Source organism: Amycolatopsis sp. NPDC001319 (genome assembly GCF_042896185.1).
Taxonomy (GTDB): Bacteria; Actinomycetota; Actinomycetes; order Mycobacteriales; family Pseudonocardiaceae; genus Amycolatopsis.
Genome location: NZ_JBIAWY010000021.1, coordinates 37,507 through 61,651, shown reverse-complemented (window position 1 = coordinate 61,651; position 24,145 = coordinate 37,507). Strand labels below are relative to the sequence as shown.

Sequence of the window (24,145 nt, the reverse complement as noted above, 5' to 3'; positions counted from 1 at the left end):
CGGCGCTTCGCGGTCTTCTCGGCGCGCGTCGGCATAGCGGTGTCTTTGCGGGGCCACGACTTCAGCGTCAGCTCCCCATGGCTACGGCGCTTCGCGGTCCTCTCGGCCGCCGCCGGTACCGTGGTGTCTCTGCGGGGCAAGGACTTCGGCGTCAACTCCCGATGGCCACGATGCTCCGCGGGCTTGTTAGCCCTGGCCTGTATCGCGGTGTCTCAGTGAGGCCGCGATTTCAGCATCGGTTCTCGACGATCGCGTTGCCGCGCGATCTTTTCCGCGCGGGGAGACACCGCGGTATCGCAGTGGAGTCAGGACTTCAGCGGCGGTTCCCGACGGCCGCGGCCCCTCACAGTTCTCTCGGCCCGCACCGGCAATGCGGTGCCTCTGTGGGGCCACGATTTCAGCGTCGGTCCCCAATGCCCGCGTCGCTGCGCAGTTTTTTCTCCGCGCGGCGGCACCGCGGTGCCGGTCCATGGCCGCGACCTAGTGGGCGGTTGCCAATGACCACGTTGCTTCGCAGCCTTCGCCGCGCGCGGCGACTCCGCAGCGCCCCTCTGGACTCACGACTTCAGCGCGAGTTTCCGACGTCTCCGTCGCTGAGCAGCCCTATCCGCCCGCTCCCGCGCACCTTTGCCTCAAATCAGCCGGCGACCTGGCGTCCCACCGAAACGTCGGTGAGACCGGGATGACCGCCGTACTCGATCCGTCTCAATTCCGCGCCGTGCTCGGGCACTTCTGCACCGGCATCACCGTCGTCACCGGCCACGACGGGGCCGCGCCCGTAGGGTTCGCGTGTCAGTCGTTCGCGGCGTTGTCGCTGGATCCGCCGCTGGCGTTGTTCTGCGTGGCCCGCACGTCGCGCACCTGGCCGATCCTCGCCGCCACGGGTCGCTTCGCCGTCAACGTCCTCGCCGAGCACCAGCGCGACATCAGCACCACCTTCGGCAGCCGCGGCGAGGACAAGTTCGCCACCGTCGCCTGGCATCCCGCCCCGTCCGGGGCTCCGCTGATCCACGGCGCCCTCACGTGGCTCGACTGCGCCCTCGAGACCGTGCACCCCGCCGGTGACCACCACGTCGTCATCGGCCGCGTGACCGCACTCGGCGACACCTCCGATGCCCGGCCGCTCCTCTTCCACCGCGGCCAGTACACCGTCACGGAACCCGTGCCGGACCCACTCGCGGCCCTCCTGCCCTGGCCCCGCCCGGACGACTGGCTCTAACGCGCCTACTTCCACCTGAAATGCACGAACACCCGCCCGAAGTTGTCCTTGTCCTTCTCCACGCGGTGGTAGAGCGCCTTGATCTCCTTCTGCTCCAAGAACCGCAGCACGTGCTTCTTCAGCTGCCCAGATCCCTTGCCCGGGATGATCTCCACGAGCGGCGCCTTCTTCGCCACGGCCTCGTCGATCACCGCCCGCAGCGCCCGGTCGATCTCGCCGCTGCGGTTGTAGATGTCGTGCAGGTCGAGCTTGAGCTTCATGCCGTCCAGCGTGCCACGCGCACCTCGCGCGACGACCGGACCGAGCCGCCGGCGCACCCCTCACGGCGCCGGCGGCTCGGTCCGGAGCGGGGGATCAGCAGGCGTTGATCTTCCAGGAGTCGGCCTTGTCGTTGGTGCCCGGGATGTCGGCGAGGTTCTTGTAGTCCTTGAACGGGCTGACCTTGAGGATCAGCTTGTCGCCCAGGACGCCGCGGTGGTTGTAGAGGCAGATGGTGCGGTTGCCGTTGTTGATGATCGACGACAGCTGGCTGCGCTTGTCACCGCTGGACGCCGGCGGCTTGTTGAAGCTTCCCGACGGGGTGGAGTTGTAGTTCAGGTGCCAGCCCGTGTAGCTCGCGTTCTCGTAGAAGCAGTAGTAGTTCGCCGGACACGGCGCGGTCGCGGCGGAGGCCGGCGCCGCGGCGAGCACGGTGCCGGCGGCGACACCGGCGATGGCGGCCGCGATCGCGGCGGCGGAACGGATCTTCGACATGGCGGTTCTCTCCCCTTGAGCGGCCACCCCCGGAGTGGGCGACCGGATGGCTCAACCGTGCCGAGCTCCGTCCTCGTGTCGTCATCACGCCGTCCTCGCGCAGGTCAGCGCAGGTATGATCACGGTCCGGGGAGGGACGTGGATGGACTTCTGTGTGCTGGGGCCGTTGGAGATCTGGACGGCCGGGGGACGGCTGCCCCTCCCGGGAACTCGGCACCAGCGGGTGTTGGCGACGTTGCTGCTCACCCCCAACGCCGTCGTCCCGATGGCGAGGCTCGTCGAGGCCACGTGGGAGGGCGAGCCGCCCGCCACGGCCACCAAGCAGGTGCAGAACTGCGTGTCGGCCCTGCGCGAACGGCTCGGTGACGCCGAGCAGCGCCTCATCGTCACCGACGGTCCCGGCTACCGGATCACCGTCGCCGACGACCAGCTCGACCTGCTCCGCTTCACCAAAGGCCTCGCCGACGCCAAGCGCATCGCCGAGCAGGGCGCCCTGCGCGACGGCGTGCGCGAGATCCGCACCGCGCTCAAACTCTGGCGTGGCCCCGCACTCGACGGCCTCGACACCCCCGCGCTGGTCAGCCGCGCCGCCCGGCTGGACGAGCAGCGCCTCGACGCGTTCGAGTCGTGCGTCGACTGGCAGATCGCGCTCGGCCAGCACCGCGAGGTCGTCGACGAACTCGCCGAGGTCGTCGCCGAGCACCCGCTCCGCGAACGGCCGCACGCCCAGCTGATGCTCGCGCTCGACCGCTCCGGGCGGCAGGCGGACGCGCTCAAGGTGTTCCAGCGCCTACGCGCCGACCTCGCCGAAGAGCTCGGCATCGACCCCGGCCCGGATGTCCGCGACCTGCACGAACGCATCCTCCGCGGCGAGAACCGCCCAGCCGCCACCGTGCTCGCCACCGCCGCACGGCCGGACGAGCTCGACCGCGCGGCGAAAGAGCTCGCCGCGGCGATCTCCCGGCAGTGGACGGCCGAAGCCGAGCTGCGCTCGCTCAAGCGGCCAGAGCCCGTGCCGTTGAACTGGTCGAGCACCGAGCGCGAGGTCGCCGCCGCCGCGTCCGCAGTGCTCGGCGGCCGCCCTGGCGAGGGCCCGGACCGCCTCGTATTGAGCGGCGACCTGACCGACCTCGTCGCGAAGTTCCGCCAGGTCCCGGCCCGGCAGCTCGTGGTACTCGGCGAGCCCGGCGCCGGTAAGTCCGTGCTGGCGATCCTCCTCACTCTCGGTCTGCTCACCGACCCGCCACCGGGCGAGCCCGTGCCGGTGCTGCTGCCACTCGCCTCCTGGAACCCGCACCGCGAACACCTGCACACCTGGCTGGCGCGCAAGCTGGTCGAGGAGTACCCGGGCCTCGCGAACACCGCCGCCTACGGCGAGGACGCCGGCCTGCGCCTGGTCCTCGAAGGCCGGATCATCCCGGTCCTCGACGGTCTCGACGAAACCCCGCCCGGCCTCCACACCGCCGCGATCGACGCGCTCGACCAGGCCGTCGGCGCCGGCCGCCCGCTCGTGGTGACCTGCCGCAGCGCCGAGTACGAGCTCGCGGTCCGCCGAACGGGCTCCTTCCTGACCCGCGCCGCGGTGGTAGAGATCGAGCCGGTCGAGATCGAGGACACGATCGACTTCCTCACCGCCCGCCGACGCTCCGGCGAGACCCGCTGGGACCCGCTCGTCCGCCGGCTGCGGCGCGAACCGACCGGGCCCCTCGCCCAAGCCCTGCGCACGCCCCTGATGGTCGACCTGGCCAGGACTGCCTACGCGAACCCCGCCACCGACCCCGGCGAACTCTGCGACCCCACGCGTTTCCCGGACCGCGCATCCGTCGAACGGCACCTCCTCGACGCATACCTCCCTGCCGTCTACACCCGCAAACCCGCACCACCCGCTCAGCTTGCCCGCCCACACCGGCCGCGCGACTACGACCCCGCGCAGGCCGAGCGCTGGCTCACCTTCCTCGCGCGCCGGCTCGAACACGAACACACCCGCGACCTCGCCTGGTGGCAGCTGGACCGCTCCGTGCCGAGGCTCGTCGTCGGCCTGTACCTCGGGCTGCCGCCCGCGGTGCTGTTCGCCCTCACCGGCTGGCTGGCCGCCGGCCCGGTGATCGGCGCGATCTACGGAGGCTCCTTCGCCATCGCGGGCTGCGTCACCCACAGCGTCGGGCGCCGCCCGGGCCCGTTGCGAGTGGAACCGAGGTTCGCGGGCACCGCCGGCCGCTTCGCCCGCCGGTTCGCGGTGGGCGCCGTGATCGGAGTCTGCCTCGGCCTCGGCTGGTCGCTCCCGGCCTGGGTGATCAGCCTGCTCGCGCTCGTGTTCGGCCTGGCCATCGGCGTGCACGTCTGGCTGGGCGCACCGCTGGACGCGAACCGGGTCTCCAGCCCGGAGACCGTGCTGCGCCACGATCGCGCCGCGGCCCTCTCGTTCACGTTGTCATTCATGGTCTCCCTGGGTCTCTTCTACGGTTTGGCACTGGCTCTCACCCCCGCGGAGTCCACCTTCGAAGTGCTGAACGGCCACTACGACGTGGTGCTCGGCCTGGCGGGCGGGGTGGCCGCCGGGCTGCTGGGCCGGTACCTCGTGGCGAACCTGGGTGGTGTCGCCTACGGGATCGCCGGCGCGGTCATCGGCGGTCAGGTGTTCCTGCCCGCGACGAGTGCGGCGCAGGCAGTGGTGGGTGGCGGTCTGTTCGGCCTTTCTGTCGGTGTGAGTGTGTGTTTGGCGCGGGCGTGGGGCGCGTTCGCGTTCACGCGGCTCTGGCTGGCGTCGCGGGGTCGGATTCCTTGGGGATTCATGGCTTTCCTCGCCGACGCGCACCGGCGCGGGGTGCTGCGGCAGGTCGGCGAGGTGTATCAGTTCCGGCACGCGAGGCTGCAGGAACGGCTCGCCGACGCGGGATCTACAGCGGGCGGGCGCCCAGACATGGGTGACGAGTAAGGATCACTGGAGCAGCACCGTTCCATCATGCCCACGGTGATCCACTGGTGTCATCGATTCGAACACATGTTCGCACGATCGGGTGGCCGACCGATGATTTTTTGGCGCCGTGCCGGTCTGTACGCGCAATACCGACTCACGGGAGGCTGGCGCCATGCGGAAACTGACCTTTGGCATGAACGTGTCCCTGGACGGCTACATCGCCGCACCCGGCGACGACCTCGGCTGGAGCGTGCCGAGCGACGAGCTGTTCCAGTGGTGGTCCGACCGGGTGGGGGCGACCGACCTGGCGCTGTACGGACGCAAACTGTGGGAGGTGATGAGTTCCCACTGGCCGACCGCCGACCAGCAACCCGGTGTCACACCGGCGGAGATCGAGTACGCCCACCGTTGGCGGGATATGCCGAAGGTGGTGTTTTCCTCCACGATCAGCACGGTCGACTGGAACACCCGCCTGGTCGCCGGCGACGCGGTCACCGAGATCACCCGGCTCAAGGCCGAGGACGGCGGCCCCATTGACATCGGCGGCGCCACACTCGCCGCAGCGGCGATGCGGGCCGGGCTGATCGACGAGTACGTGCTGGCCACTGCGCCGGTCCTGGTGGGCAGCGGCACGCCGTTCTTCACGGCCCTGGACAACTGGGTGAACCTGACCCTCCTGGAGACCCGGACGTTTCCCGACGGTGTGGTCCTGGCCAGGTACGAGACCAAGCGCTGAATGCGTAAGGGATCCCGTCAACGGGACGGTCGGACCCGGTGGTTCACCGGGTCCCCGTGTCGGTGCGTGCGCTTGTCGCGGCGTCCTGTCGGCGAGGGCCTGGTGGGGCCGCAGGATGTTGTAGGTGTGACGGAACGGGTCGAGTTCGACAGCGAGGCGTTGCCTTCGTGACCGGGAAACTTCGGACCCTGCCACCAAGTCTGGCGCACCCCGGGTGTCATCGACTCGAACACACGTTCGCACGATCGGGTGGTCACTCGGGTGAAGGGCGGCGATTGCCGCCTCAGGCGCGCTAACGTCGGATTCATCAAAAGCAGCCGGACGCGGTGCGACTCCGCCCCGTCCTCCTCGGCGCGGAAATCCTTCAGCGGCAACTATTTCTGCACTCGAGCAGCACACACTCGAGTAGCACACCGGCACATTCACGAGAGAACGGAACACCGATGTACGCAGCAGAGGTCGATTCGGTGGCGCGTAAACAAGCTCGTTCGCACCGGAGACCCGAGCACCGCCTCAAGGACGGCGAGCGAAGACCCAGGGCGTCATCCCAGCGTCTGCCACCAACCGTCCACCGCGGGCGGGTTCGCCACGTCGATCCGCTGACCGGGCTTCGGCACGGCGAGGGTGAGGTCGTTCGCCTTCGCCTCACGCCACACCCGGTCCGCAGGCTCGCCCCAGGGGTGCATGGCGAGGGAGAACGTGGCCCAGTGCACCGGCACGAGCAGCCCACCGCGAACGTCGATGTGCGCGGCGATGCCCTCTTCGGGCGTCATGTGGATGTCCGGCCAGTGCGGGGCGTACGCGCCGACCTGGATCAGCGTGGCGTCGAACGGGCCGTACTCCTCGCCGATCTTGGCGAAGCCGTCGAAGTAGCCGGTGTCCCCGCTGTAGAACACCCTGTGCTGCGGCCCGGCGATGACCCACGACGTCCACAGGGTGCTGTCATTGCCGATGCCGCGGCCGGAGAAGTGCTGGGCCGGCGTCGCCACGAACCGGATGCCGGCGACCTCGGCTTCCTCGTGCCAGTCGAGCTCGACGATCCGCGAAGCCGGCACGTGCCACCGCTCCAGGTGCGCGCCGACGCCCAGCGGCACGAGGAACGGCGCGTCGTGCGCCTCGAGCAGGGCGCGCACGGTGGCGAGGTCGAGGTGGTCGTAGTGGTCGTGCGAGATCACGATCGCGTCGATTCGGCCGACGGCGTCCAGCGGCACCGGCGCGGCGTGCAGGCGGCGCGGGCCGACGAAAGCGGCGGGCGAGACCCGGTCGCTCCACACCGGATCGCACAGCACGCGGGCGCCGTCGATCTCCACGAGCGTCGACGCGTGGCCGTACCAGGTGAGGAACAGCCCTTCGGAGGAATCGGCGCCGGCATCGGCCACGAGCGGGATCTCTCCGGTCGGCTTGCGGCGGTCGCGGTCGTCGCCGAAGAGCAGCTCGCGCAGGATGCCGCCGGCGGCCGACGGCGACGGGGACGAGCGCGTGGGTGAGGCGTTGCGGAAGACGCCGTCGGCGTACTGCGGCGAACGACGCATCCGCTCGGCACGCGCGCCGGTGGCCTTCGCGCCGAAGGCCACCGGGAGGTCACCGAGTGCCGAGACAGTTTTCCTGAGCATGCCCCCGAGTCTACGAACGCTTCCTGAGAGGAGCCCCAGCTTCGTGGAGGTGGGTCAGCGCCTGCCGGTAGGACTCCACGAGGCTCGTCTGCAGGTAGGGAATGCCGAGCTCGGCGCAGTAGCCCTGCACGATCGGTTGCGCGCGTCGCAAGTGCACCGACGGCATGCTCGGGAAGAGGTGGTGCTCGATCTGGTAGTTGAGGCCGCCGAGGGCGACGTCCACGATCGCGCCGCCGCGGACGTTGCGCGAGGTGAGCACCTGCTTGCGAAGGAAGTCGAGCTGGGGGCGGCCGGTGAGCGTCGGCATGCCCTTGTGGTTCGGCGCGAAGATCGATCCCATGTAGACACCCCACAGTCCTTGGTGGACGGCGAAGAAGAGCAGGGCCAAGCCCGGCGGGAGGACGACGAACAGCGCGGTGAGGTAGGTCGCGAAGTGCAGCGCCAGAAGAGCGGCCTCGAGGCCACGCCGGCGCAGGCCGGGCCGGGCGACCGCGCGGATGCCGGACCAATGCAGGTTCAGGCCTTCGAGCGTGAGCAGCGGGAAGAAGAGGAACGCCTGGTGCCGCCCGATGAACCGGGGCACGCCGCGGCTGGCGCGGGCCTGGTCCTTCGACCAGACGAGGATGTCGGGGTCGACGTCGGGATCCAGCTCCTCGTGGTTGGGGTTCGCGTGGTGGCGGGTGTGCTTGTCCATCCACCAGCCGTAGCTCATGCCCACGCCCAGGTTGCCCGCGAGGAGCCCGGCGGCTTCGGTCGGGCGTCGCGTGCGGAACACCTGGCGGTGGGCGAGGTCGTGGGAGAGCAGGGCGATCTGGCCGAACATGAAGGCCTGGAACGCGGCGACGGCGAGCTGCCACCACGAGTCCCCGAGGAGCGCGAAGGCGACCCAGCCGCCGGCGAACAGCGTGGCCACCACGGCGATCCTGGCCGTGTAGTAGCCGGGGCGCCGCGCGAGCAGCCCCGCGTCGGTGATGCGACGGGAAAGGCGGGCGAAGTCGCTGCCCGGGCCGGCCGCGGCCGGGAGGACGAGATTGTCTGTGGTCACCTCGTCGAGTTTTTCGGGGAAGCCGGTCGAGCAGAACCCGGCAGACCCCAGAACCCGCACGGGGGGTGGCCCTACCCCGCTAGGGGTGGACGCGCGAAAGGTGGTGATGGGGTGCGCCGAAAAGCTGCGAGGTGGCGTGTGCTCGTTTGAAGTACCGGTGCGCGGGATGGTCCCAGGTGATGGCGATGCCGCCGTGCAGCTGGATCATCTCGGCGGCGACCGCGGCGAACACCTCGCTGCAGTGCACTTTCGCCACCGCGGCGAGCCGGGGCGACTTCGGCGCGGCGTAGGCGGCTGAGCGTGCGGTCTCGACCAGCACGTGGAGGTCGGCCATTCGGTGCTTGAGCGCCTGGAAGCTCCCGATCGGGCGGCCGAACTGCACTCGCCGCCGCGTGTACTCCACGGTGAGCTCCAGTGCCCGGGCTGCGGCGCCTGCCTGTTCGGCGGCGAGGACGGCACAGGCGACGTCGCGGACTCGTGCGAGGTCGACCCGTCCGAGCGGACGCGCGCGGACACGGTCGAGCGTCACGGTGGCGAGGTGGCGGGTCTCGTCCATCGTCGGTACGGGTTCGCACCGGACGCCGGGGTTCGCGGGGTCGACCTCGAAAAGGGCGGGTCCGTCCGGGGTTCGGGCGGCGGCCAGGAGGACGTCGGCGCCGGCGGCGTCAAGTACGTAGTGGGCGGTTCCGTTCACTGTGGACTCGTCAGCGGTGAAGGCGGGCTGCAGAGGGTCCCAGTGCCCGTCGGCGGTCCAGGCGAGAGCGCCGACGATGCCCTCGGCCAGGGCCGGGAGCAGGCGGGCCAGGACCGGAGAGTCGGTCTCGGTGGCGTTCGTGTTGGTGTTGGTGGTGGCGAGGAGGGAGGTGACGGCGAGGACGGAGGAGCCGAGAAACGGTACGTCGGTGAGGTCGCGGCCGAGTTCTTCCGCGACGATCTGCACCTCGGTGATGCCGATGGCGTTGTCCGGAGAGCCTGGAGCGGCCGACTGGCGCGGGCGGATCGGGCCGGAGTGGTGGATCGGGTCGGCCGGATCTGCCGGCTGGGTCACCGGTTCGATGGCGAACCCGCCGAACCGCTGGGGCACGGTGAGGGCTGCGACGCCGACCTGTCCGCACAGGGCTGGCCACGGCTCAGCCTCGCGGTCGAGGAGTTTGCGGACGCTGGCGCGGAGGTCGTCCTGCTCGGGTGTGAACGTCACGGTGCGATCGCCGCCAGGACGCGTCGGCGGTGTTCCGCCGGGGTGCCCCAGGCGCCGGCGAGGGCGCGCACGCGCGTGAGGCGCAGGCCGAGTGGGTGTTCGGCGGTGTAGCCGACGGCGCCGTGGACCTGGAGCGCCGTCCGGGCGGCGAGGTGGGCGGCGTCGCCGCAGGCGGTCTTGGCGGCGGAGACGTCGGCGGGTTCGCCGGTGACCGCGGCGCCGTAGAGGAGGGGGGTCGCGAGCTCGAGGGCCGTGGCGACGTCGGCGAGGAGGTGCTGCACGGCCTGGTATCGGCCTATCTCGCGGCCGAACTGGCGGCGGGTGAGGGCGTGGCTGACCGAGGCATCGAGGAGCCACCGGCCGGCGCCGAGGAGCTGGGCCGCAGTGAGGAGGGCGCCGAGATCGAACGCACGCTCCGGTGCGAGCGCGGGGCCGACGTCGGTCCCGGGCACGGGTTCGAACAGGCGGCGTGCTGCGTCGAGAGAGGAGAGGGCGGCGCCGGGTGTGAAGGTGCGGAGGCGCGGGCCGTCGACGAGGTAGCGCGCGTCGGCGAGGTCGGCGTCGAGGGCGAAGGGAACGTGAGGTGGGAAGGAGAGCGATACGAGTGTTTCGCCGGTGGCCACGGAGGCCAGCACGTCGTGGTCGAGCAGCAGCGGCAGCACCGCGGCGTCGGTCCACGGGCCGGGCGGGCAGAAGCGGCCGAGCACCTCGAAGGCGACGACGGCATCGACGACGTCCGCGCCTGAACCGCCGGCGCCGGCTGGAGTGTGATCATCGGCTGGGCAGTTGGCCGTGGCGAGACCGCCGTGGTGAGTGGGGATGGTGAGGGATTGGAGGCCCTGGTCGGCGAGTCGGCGCCAGATTTTCAGGCCCGGGCCGGCGTTGCCGATGGCCCAGGCGCGGGTGGCGGTGTCGCAGTCGAGGGTGGTGAGCAGGGCCGTGAGGGAGGCGGCGAAGTCGAGGTGGTCGGGGGAGAGGGTGAACCTCATCGGTCTCCTCTCGGGAGGCCGAGCAGGCGCTCGGCGATGATGCCGCGCTGGATTTGGTCGGTGCCGCCGTAGAGGGGGCCGGCGAGGGAGAAGAGCCAGCCGTCGGGCCAAGGGCCGCGGAGTTCGGCGGACGGGCCGAGGAGGTCGAGTGCGGTTTCGTGGAGGGAGAGGTCGAGGTGTGACCAGAAAAGCTTGGTGACGCTGGCTTCCGGGCCGGATTGGGTGCCGTCGGCGAGGCGGGTGACGGTCGCGAACGTGTGGAGCTGGTAGGCGCGGGCGCCGATCCAGGCGTCGGCGACCTGGGCGGCTGTGGCGTCGGGGCGGCCTGAGGCGGACCAGAGGTCGGCGAGACGTCTTACGGCGGCGAGAAATCTGCCGGGGCTGCGCAGAGAGAGGCCGCGTTCGTTGGCGGCGGTGGTCATGGCGACGCGCCAGCCGTCGCCGGGGGTGCCGATGATGTCGGTGTCCGGGACGAAGGCGTCGTCGAAGAAGATCTCGGCGAAGCCGGGCTCGCCGTCGAGCTGGGAGATGGGGCGCACAGTGACGCCGGGGGCGCGGAGGTCGGCCATGAGGTAAATGAGGCCGCGGTGGCGCGCCGAGCCGGGTTCGCTCCGGAACAGGCCGAACGCCCGGTCCGCGAAGGCGGCGCGGGAGCTCCAGGTCTTCTGGCCGTTGAGGAGCCAGCCGCCGTCGGTGCGGGTGGCAGTGCTGCGGAGGGAGGCGAGGTCGCTGCCGGCTTCCGGTTCGGACCACGCCTGGGCCCACACTTCTTGTGAGCGCGCCATTTTGGGCAGGATCCGGGTGAGCTGCTCGGGGGTGCCGTGGGAGAAGAGGGTGGGGGCGAGCATGAAGATGCCGTTCTGGTTCACCCGCGCGGGCGCGCCGGCGGCGTAGTACTCCTCCTCGAACAGGACCCACTCGAGGAGGCTCGCGTCGCGGCCGCCGTACTCGCGGGGCCAGGAGACGACGGACCAGCGCGCATCGGCGAGCTCCTCTTCCCAGACGCGGTGTGCTGCGAAGCCCTCGGCCGTGTCGAACGAGGGCAAGGGCTCGCGCGGCACGTGCGTGGCCAGCCACTCGCGCGCCTCGTCGCGAAATGCCTCGGCAGCGGGGCCTAGTTCGAGGTCCACTGGGCTCACGCTCCGCTTTCGGCCGCACCGCCAGCGGGCTCGGGTCCGAGGCCGGCCGAGTTGCGGCGGGCCGTGGCGCAGTCGGCGGATTCGGCGCTGGCGTTACTTGGGATACGGCGACCCGTGGGCTGGCCGGTGGGTTCAGGACCGGTCCTGCCTGCGGCACCGTGATCTGTGGGGCTGCCGGCGGATTCGGGACTGGTGACGCCTGAAGGGCGGTGATCTCTGGGAGGGCCAGAGGATTCGGGACTGGTGTTGCTGGCGCTGCGCTGATCCGTGGGGTGGGCGGCTGGTTCGGGATTCGTAACGGCTGGAGGGTGTCGGTCTGTGGTAGGGCCAGGGGGTTCGGGACTGGTCTTGCTGGCGCTGCGGCGACCCGTGGGCTGGCCGGTGGGATTGGCGACGGCCGTAGGGCGGTGGTCAGGGGGAAGGCCAGAGGAATCAGGACCGATGTTGCTTGCGGTGCCGTGATCCGTGGGGTGGCCAGCGGATTCGGGGTTGGTGTTGCTCGAGATGCCGGGATTCGTGGCGTGGTCGGTGGAATCCGGGCTGGTGAAGGCTGAGGTGATGAAGGCTGACGTGGGGTGGGCTGCGGATGCGGGACCGGTGTTGCTTGTGGGGCCGTGATTTGTGAGGTCGGGGCTCGTGGCGCCTGAGGTGGCGTGGGCGGCGGGGGTTGGCGCAGCGACGGGCGTTGGCGGTGTGGGGTGGCGCATGGAGTGGGCGGTGTGGCCGCCGAGGGAGTCGCCGGTGGTTTCGGCGTTGTGGGCGTGGGCGAGGTGGTGGAGGGCGAATGCGGAGTCCATGCCGTTGCGCAGGCCCATGAGGTCTTCGGCTTGGTTGACGGCTTTTTTGGCGAGCGCGAGGCCGAAGCGGGGCATCTCGGCGATCTGGGCGGCCAGTGACAGAGCCTCGGATTCCAGGGCAGCGCGGGGGACGACGCGGTTGACCATACCCCATGTCAGGGCTTGGTCGGCGGAGAAGCGGGCGCCGGTGAAGAGGACTTCCTTGGCGGCGCGCGGGCCGAGGACCCAGGGGTGGGCGAAGTACTCGACGCCGGGGATTCCCATGCGGACCACGGGGTCGGCGAAGAAGGCGTCGTCGGAGGCGACGATGAGGTCGCACGTCCAGGCGAGCATGAGGGCGCCCGCGATGCAGGCGCCTTGGACGGCGGCGATGGTGGGCTTCGGCAGGTCGCGCCAGCGGCGGCACATGCCGAGGTAGACCTCCGATTCGCGGGCGAAGCGCTGGTCGGCGCCGGGGGCGTCGACGTGGTCCCACCAGGTCACTGCGCGGCGGGGGAACGAGACGTCGGCGTCGCGGCCGGGGGAGCCGATGTCGTGGCCGGCGGAGAAGTGCTTGCCCGCGCCGGCCAGGACGATGACCTTGACGTCGGAGTCTTCGACGGCGCGGGTGAAGGCATCGTCGAGGGCGTAGGTCATCGCGGAGTTCTGGGCGTTGCGGTACTCCGGCCGGTTCATGGTCACGATGGCGGTCGGGCCGCGGCGTTCGTAGAGGACTTCAGACATCGGTGAGTCCTCCCCGATTGCTGTGGTCGGCCCCGTAGCCGGCGGGGATGGCGATGAGGGCATGACTTTTGTGTGCGTCGTGAGTCATTGTGGTGTCCCGGGTTGCGGTGGTTGGCCTGGTCCGCGGCGAGGACGGGGATGAGGACGCGACTTTTGTGCGCGTCGTGAGTCATTGTGGTCTCCCGGGTTGCGGTGGTGGGCCCGGTCCGCGGCGAGAATGGGGACAAGGACACGACTTTCGTGCGCTTCTTCAGCCATTCTGATTTCCGATTGCTGTGGTGGGTTCACAGTCAGAAGCGAATCGGGCCACGGTGTGCGCGCACGTCTTCGGGCATCGGTGCGGTCTTCGCCGGATGTGGTGGGTCGGCCGGTTCGCGGTGACGAGGATGGTGGCGCCGTGGTGTTGGTGGAGGGTTTCCGGCATCGGTGTTCGCGCCGTTGCGGTGGGCCGGGCCGATCCCGTGGCGAGGGCGATGGAGACGCAGTGGTTGTCGAGGGCTTCAGGCATGGGTGAGCTCCTCGGGATTCCACCCAGCGGGCCGGTTCGCGGTGGGGATGGGACGGCGGGGTTCGTCTGGCGGCCTAGGACATGCGAAGTGCCGACTGGAGGACGTCGGGTCTGCGCGGCGTGGCCGTGATGGCCGGCACGCCCGGTGCGAGGACTCAGGCATGCGGGCGCTCCTGTGGTGGGACCGGGGTGGTGGGCGTAGCAGGGGCGGGGTCGGGTGGGGCGTCGCGCAGAAGGCGTTTGAGGACCTTGCCCGAGGGGTTGCGGGGGAGGGCGGACATGAACTCGACCGAGCGCGGAACCTTGTTGTTCGCCAGTTTTTCCTTGCAGTAAGCCAAAACCTGCTCGGCGGACACGGCGGCGCCGGGGCGGGGGACGATGTAGGCGCGGCCCACCTCGCCCAGGCGGGGGTCGGGGTGGCCGACGACGGCGGAGTCGGCGATGGCGGGGTGGGTGGCGAGCACCTGCTCGACCTCGGCGGGGTAGACGTTGAAGCCGCCGGTGACGTAGAGGTCCTTGAGGCGGTCGGTGATGCGGAGGTGGCCATCGGGGGACAAGTACCCGACGTCGCCGGTGTGGAGCCAGCCGGCGGGGTCGATGGCGGACGCGGTGGCGGCCGGGTCGTCGAGGTAGCCGAGCATGACGTTGGGGCCGCGCAGGAGGATCTCGTCGTGGGCGCCGAGGCGGATTTCCATGCCGGCCGTGGGGAGGCCGGAAAAGTGGGCGATCACGTCCAGCGGATCGGTCGGCCGGCTCATGGTGGCGACGACGGCTTCGGTCAGGCCGTAGGCCGTGAGCACCGTGTCGAAGCCCAGGTCGGAGTGCATGCGGGTCACCAACGACGCGGGGACGGTGGCTGCACCCGTGACGGCCAGGCGCAGAGTGGACAGGTCGTGGCGTGAGCGGCCGGGGGCGTCCAGGAGCATTTGGTAGACGGTCGGGGCGCCGGGGAGCACGGTGATGCGTTCCTGTTCGATCAGCTGCAACGTCGTAACAACATCGAAGACGCGTTGCGGAACGATCGTCGCGCCCGTCAGGACGCAGGCCAGGATGCCGGCCTTGTAACCGAAACTGTGGAAGAACGGGTTCACCACCAGGTACCGGTCCTGTGCGGACAGAGAGGCGCACGAAGCCCACGCGGCCGCCACTCCGAGGGCTTGACGGTGTGCGCTCATGGCGCCTTTGCTGCGGCCGGTGGTGCCGGAGGTGAAGAGGATGTCGCTGACGTCGTCCGGGGTCACCGCCGCCGCATCGCAAGTGCCGTCCACATCGGACCATTCGACGACGCCCGGCACCGGAGGTTCTGCGCCTTCGACAGGAACCCGCACGACGAGCGGTGGCAGGGAGTCCAACGCGGCCAGCCGCGAAGTGCCGAGGAACCGGCCCGTGATCACCAAACCCGAGACCCGGGCGCGAGAAAGCACATCCAGCGTCTCCCGCGCGGTGAACCGGGTGCTCACCGGAACGAGCTTCGCGCCCGCGTACAGCACGCCCAGGCCGGCCACGACCCAGTGCCAAGTGTTGGGGGAGCACACCGCGACCCGATCACCGAGGCCAACGCCGTGGGAAGACAGGAAGCCTGCGAAGACCCGCACGCGGGAGCGCAGCGCGGCCCACGTCAGCCGGACGTCGCCGTCGGCCACGGCTTCGCCCGTGGGGTCCCGCTCCGCGGCCGCGTCGAGTGCTGCGGGGACCGTCAGCGTCATCGCAGACCTCCCTAGCAAGTGCTTGGTAGGGTAACCTACTGACGAGCCCCGGGGCCAGAGAGGAGAACGCGGTGGACGAGTTCCGGACGCGGATCCGCACCTGGCTGGCCGAGCACCTCGATCCGAAGCTGAAAGGCCTCGGCGGGCCAGGCCGTGAGCACGAAGCCTTCGCGGAACGCCGCGCCTGGGAACGGAAACTCGGCGCCGCCGGGTGGAACGGGATCGGCTGGCCGACCGCGCACGGCGGGCGCGGCGCGACGATCGAGCAGCAGGTCGCGTTCCACGAGGAGTACGCCCGCGCCGACGCGCCCGCGCGGGTGGGGCACCTCGGGCAGGAGCTGCTCGGGCCGGCGCTCATCGCGTTCGGCACCGAAGCGCAGCAACGCCGGTTCCTGCCGAAGATCCTCGCCGTCGACGAGCTGTGGTGCCAGGGCTACTCCGAACCCGGCGCGGGGTCCGACCTCGCCGCGGTCGCCACGAAAGCCCGGCTCCGCAACGACGAGTGGGTGATCACCGGCCAGAAAGTCTGGACTTCCCTCGCTCACGTCGCCGATTGGTGCTTCGCGCTCGTCCGCACCGAGCCGGGCAGCAAACGCCACCACGGGCTGTCGTTCCTGCTCATCCCCATGCACCAGGACGGCGTGGAACTCCGGCCGATCCGTCAGCTCACCGGCACGGCCGAGTTCAACGAGGTCTTCTTCACCGAAGCCCGCACCGCCAAGGACCTCGTGGTCGGCGCGCCCGGTGACGGCTGGCGGGTTGCGATGGGGCTGCTCGGGTTCGAACGCGGCGTCGCGACGCTCGGGCAGCAGGTCGGGTTCCGTCGGGAGCTGGAGGCGATCACGGAGCTGGCCGAAACGTCCGGCGTGGCAACGGATCCGCACATCGCCGAAGCCATCGCCCGGGCGTGGGTCGGCCTCGAAGTCATGCACGCGCACGCCCTGCGCGCACCCGACGGGCCCGGCGCCGCGTCCGTCGCGAAGCTGGTCTGGGCCGGCTGGCACCGCAAGCTGGGCGAGCTGGCCATGCTCGTGCGCGGCGCCGCGGGCCTGATCGCGACCGAAGACCGCTGGCATCGCCTGTTCCTCTTCTCCCGCGCCGACACCATCTACGGCGGCTCCGACGAGATCCAGCGCACCGTGATCGCCGAGCGCGTGCTCGGCCTGCCCCGGGAGGCCCGCCCGTGATCACCGTCCCGAAGTACCCGCGTGGCAACAACCTGCTCAAGGACAAGGTCGTCGTGGTCACCGCGGCAGCGGGCACCGGCATCGGCTCCGCCGCCGCGAAACGCTGTCTGGAAGAAGGCGCGAACGTCCTCATCAGCGACCGCCACGAACGCCGTCTCAAGGAGACCGCGACCGACCTCGGCGTGCCCGGCGTGCCCTGCGACGTCACGCACGAAGAAGACGTGCAGCACCTCATCGACACCGCCGTCGAGCACTACGGCCGCCTCGACGTGCTCGTGAACAACGCCGGTCTCGGCGGCACCTGCTCGCTGCTCGACATGTCCGACGACGAGTGGTCGCGCGTGCTCGACGTGACGCTCACCGGCACCTTCCGGGCCACGCGCGCGGCCCTGCGCCGGTTCGCGGTGCAGAAATCCGGCGGCGCCATCGTGAACAACGCGAGTGTGCTCGGCTGGCGCGCGCAGGAGGGCCAGGCCCACTACGCCGCCGCGAAGGCCGGCGTGATGGCCCTGACCCGCTGCGCCGCCGTGGACGCCGCGCCCTACGACGTGCGCGTGAACGCCGTCGCGCCCAGCCTCGCGATGCACGTCAACCTCGCGAAGGTGACCAGCGACGAGCTGCTCGCCGAGCTCACCGCGCGCGAGGTCTCGGGGAGGGCGGCGCAGCCGTGGGAGGTGGCGAATGTGATGGTGTTCCTGGCCAGTGAGTACGCCTCGTACCTCACCGGCGAGGTGGTGTCGGTCAGTGCCCAGCACGCGTGAGGTGGAACGAGTGAAGAACGCCCCCGGATCCCGGCGAGCCGAGCTGCTCGCGCTCGCCGCGAAGCTGTTCGCCGAGCGCGGGTACGTGTCCACCACGGTCCGCGACATCGCCGATGCCGCGGGCATCCTGTCGGGCAGCCTGTACCACCACTTCGACTCGAAGGAGTCGATGGCCGACGAGATCCTGTCCGGCTTCCTCGACGAGCTCTTCGGGGCCTACGCCGAGATCGTCGCGGAGCGCAAAGGCCCGCGCGAGACGTTGGAAGCCGTGGTCGTCGCGTCGTTCGACTCGATCCACCGCCGCCCCGCCGAGGTCGCGATCTACCAGAACGAAGCCCAGCACCTCATGCAGCTGCCGCGCTTCGCCTACCTCAACGACCGCAACGCCGAGTTCCGCAAGCTCTGGAACGGCATCCTCACCGACGGCGTCGAGGCCGGCGTCTTCCGCCCGGACCTCGACGTGGAGCTCGTCTACCGCTTCATCCGCGACACGGTCTGGGTCGCCGTGCGCTGGTACAACCCCGAAGGCGCGCTGAGCGCCCACGACGTCGCCGACCAGTACCTCGGCATCCTGCTCGACGGCATCGCGACCCGCAGGAGGCGCCGTGGCTGAGGCCTACGTGCTCGACGCCGTGCGCACGCCCGTCGGCCGGCGCGGCGGCGCGCTCTCGGCGGTGCACCCCGGGGACCTCGGCGCGCACGTGATCCGGGCGCTGATGCACCGGACGCGAATCGACCCGGCACTGGTCGACGACGTGATCCTCGGCTGCGTCGACACGCTCGGCCCGCAGGCCGGCAACCTCGCGCGCACCGCGTGGCTCGCCGCCGGGTTCCCCGACCACGTGCCGGGCGTGACCGTCGACCGCCAGTGCGGTTCGAGCCAGCAGGCCGTGCACTTCGCCGCGCAGGCGGTGCTCAGCGGCACGGCCGACCTCGTGCTCGCGGGCGGGGTGCAGAACATGTCGGCCGTGCCGATCGGTTCGGCGATGCTCGCCGGGCGTGAGCTGGGGTTCCCCGACCCGTTCTCGGGCTCGAAGGGCTGGCAGGAGCGCTACGGCGCCGAGGAGGTCTCGCAGTTCCGCAGCGCCGATCTCATCGCGCGCCACTGGGACCTCTCGCGCGCGCAGCTGGAGGAGTTCGCGCTGCGCAGCGACGAACGCGCGGCCGCCGCCATCGACGAAGGGCGCTTCGACGCCGAACTCGTGGCCTACGGTGACTTCCGCGTGGACGAAGGTCCCCGTCGCGACACCAGCCTCGCCAAGATGGCCGCGCTGAAGCCACTTTCCGAAGGCTCCTGCATCACCGCCGCGGTCTCCAGCCAGCTTTCCGACGGCGCGAGCGCGACCCTGCTCGCCTCGGAAGCGTTCGTGCGGGAGCACAAGCTGAAGCCCAAGGCACGCATCCACCACCTGTCGGTGCGGGCCGCGGATCCGGTGTGGATGCTCACCGGCCCGATCCCGGCGACCGCGCACGCGCTGCGCAAGACCGGCCTGACGATCCGGGACATCGACCTGTTCGAGGTCAACGAGGCGTTCGCCAGCGTCGTGCTCGCGTGGCTCGACGAGACCGGCGCCGACCCGGACCGCGTGAACGTCAACGGCGGCGCCATCGCGCTCGGCCACCCGATCGGCGCTTCGGGCACGAAGCTGTTCGCCACGCTCCTGCACGAGCTCGAACGCCGCGACGCGCGGTTCGGCCTGCAGACGATGTGCGAAGGCGGCGGCACCGCCAACGTCACCATCGTCGAACGGCTCTGAAGGGCCGGCCACCACACCGTCCAGCCGCAGGGACGGCGTGGTGACCGGCAGGAGGGGGCAGCCGCCGCGCGCGGCGACCCCCGGCTCTCACCGCGCGTAGTCCTGGACCGTGCCGAGCTCGTCGGCGAACTCCGCGTAGAACTCCTGCGTGTCGAACCGCTCGTCGGTGTCGAACTGTTCGTCGTCGGGCCAGGTCTCGACCGGCTCGGGGGCGGCCGCCGGTGTGTACTGCGGCACCGGCAGCCGCCGGTCGAGCTCGGCCGTCCAGTCGAGCATCGCGCGCGGCTTGTCCCACGCCGTGATGCCCACGAGCTGTCCCGCGCGGATGAACCCGGTGATGCCGTCGGCGAGCGAGACGGTGTCCTCGCCCAGCGCCGGCAGGCCCGCCATCTGCAGCCGCACGTCATACAGCGTCGACCACGCCCGCGGCAGCGGCGCGAACGGAGTGGCCGCCGACCGGCCCGCGATCAGGTTCTCCGCGGCCGCCCGCGCCGACTCCACGGCGTTGATCCAGTGCTCGACGCGGCGCGGCACCTCGTCGAAGCGCAGGTTGGGCCAGCGCGCGAGGTCACCGGCCACCACGACGTCGTCGGCGCCCTCGGCGAACAGCGTCGGCTCGCACAGCACGCCGTCCTCGACGTCGAGACCCGAGCCGCGCAGGTAGTCGACCGCCGGGACGCTGCCGATCGCGAGCACGACGCAGCTCGCCACGAGCAGCTTGTTGTTCGTCAGGTGCAGTCCGACGGTGTCGTCGGTGCTGATCCAGTGCCGCACCTCCGAGCCCATCGCCAGCTTCGTGCGGTGTTCCTTGTGCAGCTTCACCACCGCGTCGGAGATCCGGTTGCCGAAGCGGTGCAGCGGCGCCTTCGCGTGGCCGACGAGCGTGACGTCGCGGCCGAGGTGGCGCATGCTCGCGGCGAACTCGTTGCCGATCAGGCCACCGCCGATCACCACGGCCGGTTTGTTGCTCGCGTGCAGGCAGTGCCGCACGGCCAGCGCGTCGTCGATCGTGCGCAGCACCCGCACGCGCGGGTCGTGGCGCGGCGAGCCGGGCAGGTGCCGCGGCACGACGCCGGTGGCCAGCACGAGCCCGTCGTACCAGAGCGATTCGCCGCCGGGCAGGTGCACGACGCGCTCGACGGTGTCGAGGTGCGTCGCCCGCGTGCCGAGCCGCCAGTGGACGTCGAGGTCGCCGTAGGCCCGCAGCGTGGTGTCGGGTGGCCGCGCCGCTCCCATCACGAGCTGCTTCGAGATCATCGGCCGGTGGTACGGGCGGCGGGCCTCGTCGCCCACCATCACGATCTCGCCGTCGAAGCCGAGCTCACGCAGTCGTTCCGCCGCGCGCAGGCCGGCGACACCTGCGCCGACGATGACGATCCGGTCGCCGTCAGCCATCGAGTTCCCCTCTCAGCACGACCGCCTGCATCGGGCACACGCGTGCCGCGGCGATCGCTTGGGTCATGTCTTCGGGCTCGAGCAGGCGCTTGCGGAAGCGCAGGCGCCCGTCCCGGCCGAGGTCGAAGAGGCCGGGGGCCTCCATCGCACAGATTCCGTAGAGCTCGCACCGGTCGTTGTCGACGCTCACGCGCGGTCCGCTGCCGGGGAGTTTCACGCCACCTGCTCCTCGACTAGCCCGATCCGCTCGAGCGTCCGCGGCGGCAGGAACCGCAGCAGCGACAGCGTGACCGGGGGGACGAGCAGCGTGATGCCGACGAGCCACAACGTCGCGAGGTGACCGTTGGCGATCGCGCCGAAGAACGCGTGCAACGCGGTCAGCGCGACGGCCGGGTAGGCCAGCCGGTGCAGCCACAGCCAGCGCCGGTACGACGTCCAGCGCTGCACGCACGTGGTGAGCGCGATGGCCAGCATCAGCTCCAGACCGACGATGCCGAACGTGTGCCGGGCGAGCGTGCCCGGCATGAACGGGATCGTGATGTAGGCCAGCGAGAACGGGTTCACGGTGAGGTAGAGGAACCCCAGCGCGTGCAGGCAGCCGAACGAGAGCGTGAGCGTCGCCAGGGTGAGGTGGCCGCTGCGCAGGGCCTTGCGGCCGGTGACCGAGCGCACCCAGCCCGTGGCGGTGAGCACGCCCCAGCACAGCGTGAGGCACATGAACGCGTACGACAGCCTCGCCGAGAGCGCCGCGATGCCGCGGGCGGCCGGGTCGGTGGACTGCTGAGCGAGGGTGGTCACCGCCTCGTGGACGGTGTCAACCATGGGTTTCTCCTGAGTTCGGGCGGAGCCGGCCGCCGCGCAGGCGGCCGGACTTGAGGTAACGGATCCCGAGCAGCGTCGCGCCGCCGACCAGCAGGATCAGCAGGGCGCCGGTGAGGATGTCGCCGGTCCGCAGGTCGAGGGCGGCGCCCGCGGGCGCCGCGGAACTGGCCACGTTGGCCTGCGGCAACGCGGTGAAGTCCACGAAACCGGTGCTCTCCAGCAGTGTCATGTGCCGCAGCACGGCCTGGTTCGCGACGGTCGCGTATGCGCGGATCTCGGGGTTGCGCGTACCGGCGCGGACCTGTGCGATGACGGCGAACACCTGGCCGTGGGCCGCGCGCAGGCGGTTGGCGAAGATGCGGTCGAAGTCCTGCGGGGTGGGGGCGTTCTGCAGTTCGTTGAGCCAGCCCATCTGCTCGGCCGACGGCTCGGCGGGCAGCGCGACGTTGAGCTTCGCGGCGAGCTGGCGTGTCATCACGTCGAGCCGGCCGTGGTCGACCATGATCGCGGCGCCGACCTCCCGCACCTTCGGGCTCGCGCCGCGGGTTTCGGCCCAGGTCCCGGCGGGCATCTCCCACAGACCGGCCTGGCGCACCTTCACGAGCAGCAGCTGGTCGCCGGCGTCGGTGCCGGTCTGGGCGGACGCGGGGGCCGGCTGCAGCACCACGAGGGCGGCGAGCAGCACGACAACGACGCGGACGAACCTTCGGGCGAGCTCAGATCCGGAACGCATCGGTCCGCCAGGTGTCGGTGGTGGTCTCGATCTTGCGGCCGTCGGGCGACAGCGGGAACCACGCGCGGTCGGCGCCCTGCCCGGCGGTCTGACCCGGCATTTCGTCGCCGGTGAAGCGGTAGAGCGGCCAGCCGGCGAGGGTGACCTGGTCCGTGCCGTCGGAGCGCGTGACGCTTCCCACAAGGTCACGGTCGATGCCGGTGAGCTTCACGTCACCACTCGCGCGGACGGGCAGCCACTTCTGCGCGCACTCGTCGTCGCAGCGGGAACGAGACGGCTTGGCGCTGTCGCGGTCGTAGCGGTAGACGGCGAAACCGCTTCCGTCCACGACCACCGGGCCGAGGTCGAACGCGCGCGCGGCACGCAAGGCGGCTTTCGCCGGGTCGGTCTGGTCGGCCGGCATCTCCATCGGCATGGTCATCGAGCCTGCGCTCGCGGAATAGCCACCGGGAGCGGTTCCGGACTGACATGCGGTCAACACTGTGAATGCGGCCAGGCACACAGCGGGCGGTGCCGCTGTGCGGAACAAGCGGTTCACGGCTTCCTCCAGGGGGCGGAACTGCGCACCGTCGCGGGGGAACGACGGGAAAAGGGCGCAGTTGATCCACTGTGGACAGTAAGCCCAGGGTGAATGCGGCGCGTCGCGGGGGAACGACGCTTTGTCGGGGTCTTCGACGGTGGATACGGACACGGGTTCGACACGGTTCAAAAAACTTTCGTGACCAAAGCCCGTGATTTTGGTACTGGACGAAATGGTGCCGTTGCCACAAAGATGGCCCGCGTGGGACGGCACAATCGAACGCTGAGCCCGACGGACGATCATGAAACCGAAAACCCCGGAGTTCATGACGACCTGGCCAAAGCGTTGTACCAAGAGTTCGGCGGAGCCTTGATGGGTTTCGCGCTGCGCCTGACCGGTCACGACCGGCAGTGGGCGGAGGACGTGGTGCAGGAGACGTTGATCAAGGCGTGGCGCAATGCCGACAAGCTCGACCGGAGGCCGGCGATGCTGCGCGCGTGGCTGTTCACCGTCGCTCGGCGCATCGTCATCGACGGCTGGCGCAGCCGCAGTGTCCGTCCGCAGGAGCTCGAGGAGATCGAGTCCGACGCCGTGTTCGTGTCCGACGAGTCGGACAAGACCGTGGCGGCCATGATCCTCTACGAGGCGCTGCAAGGGCTTTCGCCCGAGCACCGGGAGGCCGTGCAGCAGACGTACCTGGCCGACCGGACCGTGAACGAGGTCGCCGCCACCCTGGGGGTGCCGCCCGGCACCGTCAAGTCGCGAATCCACCACGCCGTCCGCGCCCTGCGGAAGGCCATGCGCGAGCGGGGGTGAGGTGACGGTGGCCGGGTCCCCGCACACCGACCTCGCCGCGTACGTGCTCGGCGTGCTCAGTGAGGCCGACAACACGCGGTTCGAGGAACACCTGCTCGACTGCCCGCACTGCCAGCTCGACCTCGTCGAGCTGCACCAGCTGCCCGACGTGCTCGACCTCGTGAAGAAGAACTGGCCGGAGCCGCCGGTACCGGTCACGCCCGGGCGCACGCTGGCGCCCGGTCCGCGCGTGCTGCGGGCGCTGATGGCCGAGGCGACGGTGAAGCGCAAGCGGCGCCGGCGCATCGGGCTCGTCGCCGCGGCGGCCGCGGCCGCGCTCGTCGTGGCGGGTCCGCTCGTGACGCTCGCGGTGCGCCCGGCCGACGCCGCCGGCCCCTCCGTGAGCCTGGCCGCGCCGACGTCGGTTCCGCCGGCGCCGTCCTCCTCGCTGTCCGCGCCCGGTGGTGGCACGTCGTCGGGTCAGGGCGCTTCGGCCGTGACCGCGCGGGTGACCGTGACCCCGCGCGAGTGGGGCAGCTCCGTGGACCTCGACCTGAGCGGCGTCGCGGGACCGATGAACTGCCAGCTGCTCGCCATCTCCTCCTCCGGCGACATCCGCACGGTCACGGGCTGGTCCGTGCCCGCGAAGGGCTACGGGATCGCGGGCTCGCCCGACCCGCTGCACGTGACCGGTGGCACGTCGCTGCCCGCCGACGAGATCACGCGGTTCGAGGTCCGGGCCGACGACGGCACGCTGCTCGTGGTCGTCGACCGCTGAGCCTCCCCGCTGGGGAAATGCTCTGTCCTTTGTGGACCGTACGACTGGCTTCCC

At 70.7% G+C, this 24,145-nt stretch carries 22 protein-coding genes and 1 pseudogene; 9 read left to right on the top strand and 14 right to left on the bottom strand.

Features of this window, described 5'->3' with window-relative positions:
* The first annotated feature begins 682 nt into the window (after positions 1-682).
* Entirely contained in the window at positions 683-1,219 is a 537-nt protein-coding gene (gene hsaB, locus ACFY1H_RS46080; protein WP_386956323.1) for a 3-hydroxy-9,10-secoandrosta-1,3,5(10)-triene-9,17-dione monooxygenase reductase subunit, read from the top strand.
* 5 nt (positions 1,220-1,224) lie between these two features.
* On the opposite strand, the gene ACFY1H_RS46075 is transcribed toward hsaB, so the two are convergent.
* Positions 1,225-1,479: a Smr/MutS family protein gene (locus ACFY1H_RS46075; RefSeq protein WP_220238245.1), complete on the bottom strand. Its 255-nt coding sequence runs from the start codon at positions 1,477-1,479 to the stop codon at positions 1,225-1,227.
* A gap of 94 nt (positions 1,480-1,573) precedes the next feature.
* Entirely contained in the window at positions 1,574-1,972 is a 399-nt protein-coding gene (locus ACFY1H_RS46070; protein WP_386956322.1) for a peptidase inhibitor family I36 protein, read from the bottom strand.
* A 142-nt stretch (positions 1,973-2,114) separates the two neighbouring features.
* Between ACFY1H_RS46070 and ACFY1H_RS46065 the strand changes: the two genes are divergently transcribed.
* Entirely contained in the window at positions 2,115-4,907 is a 2,793-nt protein-coding gene (locus tag ACFY1H_RS46065) for a BTAD domain-containing putative transcriptional regulator (RefSeq protein WP_386956321.1), read from the top strand.
* Positions 4,908-5,061: 154 nt separating this feature from the next.
* Positions 5,062-5,625, top strand: coding sequence for a dihydrofolate reductase family protein (locus tag ACFY1H_RS46060; protein ID WP_386956320.1), 564 nt, complete (start codon positions 5,062-5,064; stop codon positions 5,623-5,625).
* Between the two features lie 542 nt (positions 5,626-6,167).
* Here ACFY1H_RS46060 and ACFY1H_RS46055 read toward each other — a convergent pair.
* From ACFY1H_RS46055 to ACFY1H_RS46025, 7 genes and pseudogenes are all read right to left on the bottom strand, one after another.
* Positions 6,168-7,238 (bottom strand): MBL fold metallo-hydrolase, encoded by a 1,071-nt coding sequence (locus tag ACFY1H_RS46055; protein WP_386956319.1) that lies wholly within the window; start codon positions 7,236-7,238, stop codon positions 6,168-6,170.
* A 10-nt stretch (positions 7,239-7,248) separates the two neighbouring features.
* Entirely contained in the window at positions 7,249-8,283 is a 1,035-nt protein-coding gene (locus ACFY1H_RS46050; RefSeq protein ID WP_386956318.1) for a fatty acid desaturase family protein, read from the bottom strand.
* A gap of 79 nt (positions 8,284-8,362) precedes the next feature.
* Positions 8,363-9,481 (bottom strand): acyl-CoA dehydrogenase family protein, encoded by a 1,119-nt coding sequence (locus ACFY1H_RS46045; RefSeq protein WP_386956317.1) that lies wholly within the window; start codon positions 9,479-9,481, stop codon positions 8,363-8,365.
* Positions 9,478-10,470 carry an acyl-CoA dehydrogenase family protein gene (locus ACFY1H_RS46040; RefSeq protein WP_386956316.1) on the bottom strand — a complete coding sequence of 331 codons (993 nt, stop codon included), beginning with the start codon at positions 10,468-10,470 and terminating at the stop codon, positions 9,478-9,480. The genes ACFY1H_RS46045 and ACFY1H_RS46040 overlap by 4 nt, the downstream gene beginning before the upstream one ends.
* Positions 10,467-11,600 (bottom strand): acyl-CoA dehydrogenase family protein, encoded by a 1,134-nt coding sequence (locus ACFY1H_RS46035; RefSeq protein WP_386956315.1) that lies wholly within the window; start codon positions 11,598-11,600, stop codon positions 10,467-10,469. Before ACFY1H_RS46035 ends, ACFY1H_RS46040 begins: the two co-directional genes overlap by 4 nt.
* A 710-nt stretch (positions 11,601-12,310) precedes the next feature.
* Positions 12,311-13,129, bottom strand: a pseudogene (locus ACFY1H_RS46030) (enoyl-CoA hydratase); the annotation flags it as partial.
* A gap of 663 nt (positions 13,130-13,792) precedes the next feature.
* On the bottom strand, positions 13,793-15,343 hold the full coding sequence (locus tag ACFY1H_RS46025; protein WP_386956314.1) for a FadD3 family acyl-CoA ligase: 1,551 nt from the start codon (positions 15,341-15,343) through the stop codon (positions 13,793-13,795).
* Between the two features lie 71 nt (positions 15,344-15,414).
* On the opposite strand from ACFY1H_RS46025, the gene ACFY1H_RS46020 reads away from it, so the two are divergent.
* From ACFY1H_RS46020 to ACFY1H_RS46005, 4 genes are read left to right on the top strand one after another with little or no spacing between them, the layout of a single operon-like run.
* The gene (locus ACFY1H_RS46020) at positions 15,415-16,530 is read left to right on the top strand and encodes an acyl-CoA dehydrogenase family protein (protein WP_386956313.1); all 1,116 of its coding nucleotides are present in this window, start codon (positions 15,415-15,417) and stop codon (positions 16,528-16,530) included.
* Positions 16,527-17,291, top strand: coding sequence for an SDR family oxidoreductase (locus ACFY1H_RS46015; RefSeq protein ID WP_386956312.1), 765 nt, complete (start codon positions 16,527-16,529; stop codon positions 17,289-17,291). The genes ACFY1H_RS46020 and ACFY1H_RS46015 overlap by 4 nt, the downstream gene beginning before the upstream one ends.
* Before the next feature lie 10 nt (positions 17,292-17,301).
* The gene (locus ACFY1H_RS46010; RefSeq protein WP_366583424.1) at positions 17,302-17,904 is read left to right on the top strand and encodes a TetR/AcrR family transcriptional regulator; all 603 of its coding nucleotides are present in this window, start codon (positions 17,302-17,304) and stop codon (positions 17,902-17,904) included.
* Positions 17,897-19,048: an acetyl-CoA C-acetyltransferase gene (locus tag ACFY1H_RS46005; RefSeq protein ID WP_386956311.1), complete on the top strand. Its 1,152-nt coding sequence runs from the start codon at positions 17,897-17,899 to the stop codon at positions 19,046-19,048. The genes ACFY1H_RS46010 and ACFY1H_RS46005 overlap by 8 nt, the downstream gene beginning before the upstream one ends.
* An 87-nt stretch (positions 19,049-19,135) precedes the next feature.
* Here the strand turns inward: ACFY1H_RS46005 and ACFY1H_RS46000 are convergent, their stop codons facing one another.
* The 5 genes from ACFY1H_RS46000 to ACFY1H_RS45980 are packed head-to-tail and all read right to left on the bottom strand — an operon-like array spanning position 19,136 to position 22,920.
* Complete coding sequence (locus ACFY1H_RS46000) at positions 19,136-20,443, bottom strand: NAD(P)/FAD-dependent oxidoreductase (RefSeq protein WP_386956309.1); 1,308 nt, start codon at positions 20,441-20,443, stop codon at positions 19,136-19,138.
* On the bottom strand, positions 20,436-20,660 hold the full coding sequence (locus ACFY1H_RS45995; protein WP_220238256.1) for a ferredoxin: 225 nt from the start codon (positions 20,658-20,660) through the stop codon (positions 20,436-20,438). Before ACFY1H_RS45995 ends, ACFY1H_RS46000 begins: the two co-directional genes overlap by 8 nt.
* Positions 20,657-21,265 carry a ferric reductase-like transmembrane domain-containing protein gene (locus ACFY1H_RS45990; protein WP_366583421.1) on the bottom strand — a complete coding sequence of 203 codons (609 nt, stop codon included), beginning with the start codon at positions 21,263-21,265 and terminating at the stop codon, positions 20,657-20,659. The genes ACFY1H_RS45995 and ACFY1H_RS45990 overlap by 4 nt, the downstream gene beginning before the upstream one ends.
* Entirely contained in the window at positions 21,258-21,998 is a 741-nt protein-coding gene (locus ACFY1H_RS45985; protein WP_366583420.1) for a DUF4142 domain-containing protein, read from the bottom strand. The genes ACFY1H_RS45990 and ACFY1H_RS45985 overlap by 8 nt, the downstream gene beginning before the upstream one ends.
* Complete coding sequence (locus ACFY1H_RS45980; RefSeq protein WP_386956308.1) at positions 21,982-22,920, bottom strand: hypothetical protein; 939 nt, start codon at positions 22,918-22,920, stop codon at positions 21,982-21,984. Before ACFY1H_RS45980 ends, ACFY1H_RS45985 begins: the two co-directional genes overlap by 17 nt.
* Here ACFY1H_RS45980 and ACFY1H_RS45975 point away from each other — a divergent pair.
* Together ACFY1H_RS45975 and ACFY1H_RS45970 are read left to right on the top strand one after the other, a co-directional pair.
* On the top strand, positions 22,891-23,334 hold the full coding sequence (locus ACFY1H_RS45975) for a sigma-70 family RNA polymerase sigma factor (protein WP_285969050.1): 444 nt from the start codon (positions 22,891-22,893) through the stop codon (positions 23,332-23,334). The genes ACFY1H_RS45980 and ACFY1H_RS45975 overlap by 30 nt on opposite strands.
* 7 nt (positions 23,335-23,341) lie before the next feature.
* Entirely contained in the window at positions 23,342-24,091 is a 750-nt protein-coding gene (locus ACFY1H_RS45970; RefSeq protein WP_386956307.1) for an anti-sigma factor family protein, read from the top strand.
* Positions 24,092-24,145 lie beyond the last annotated feature (54 nt).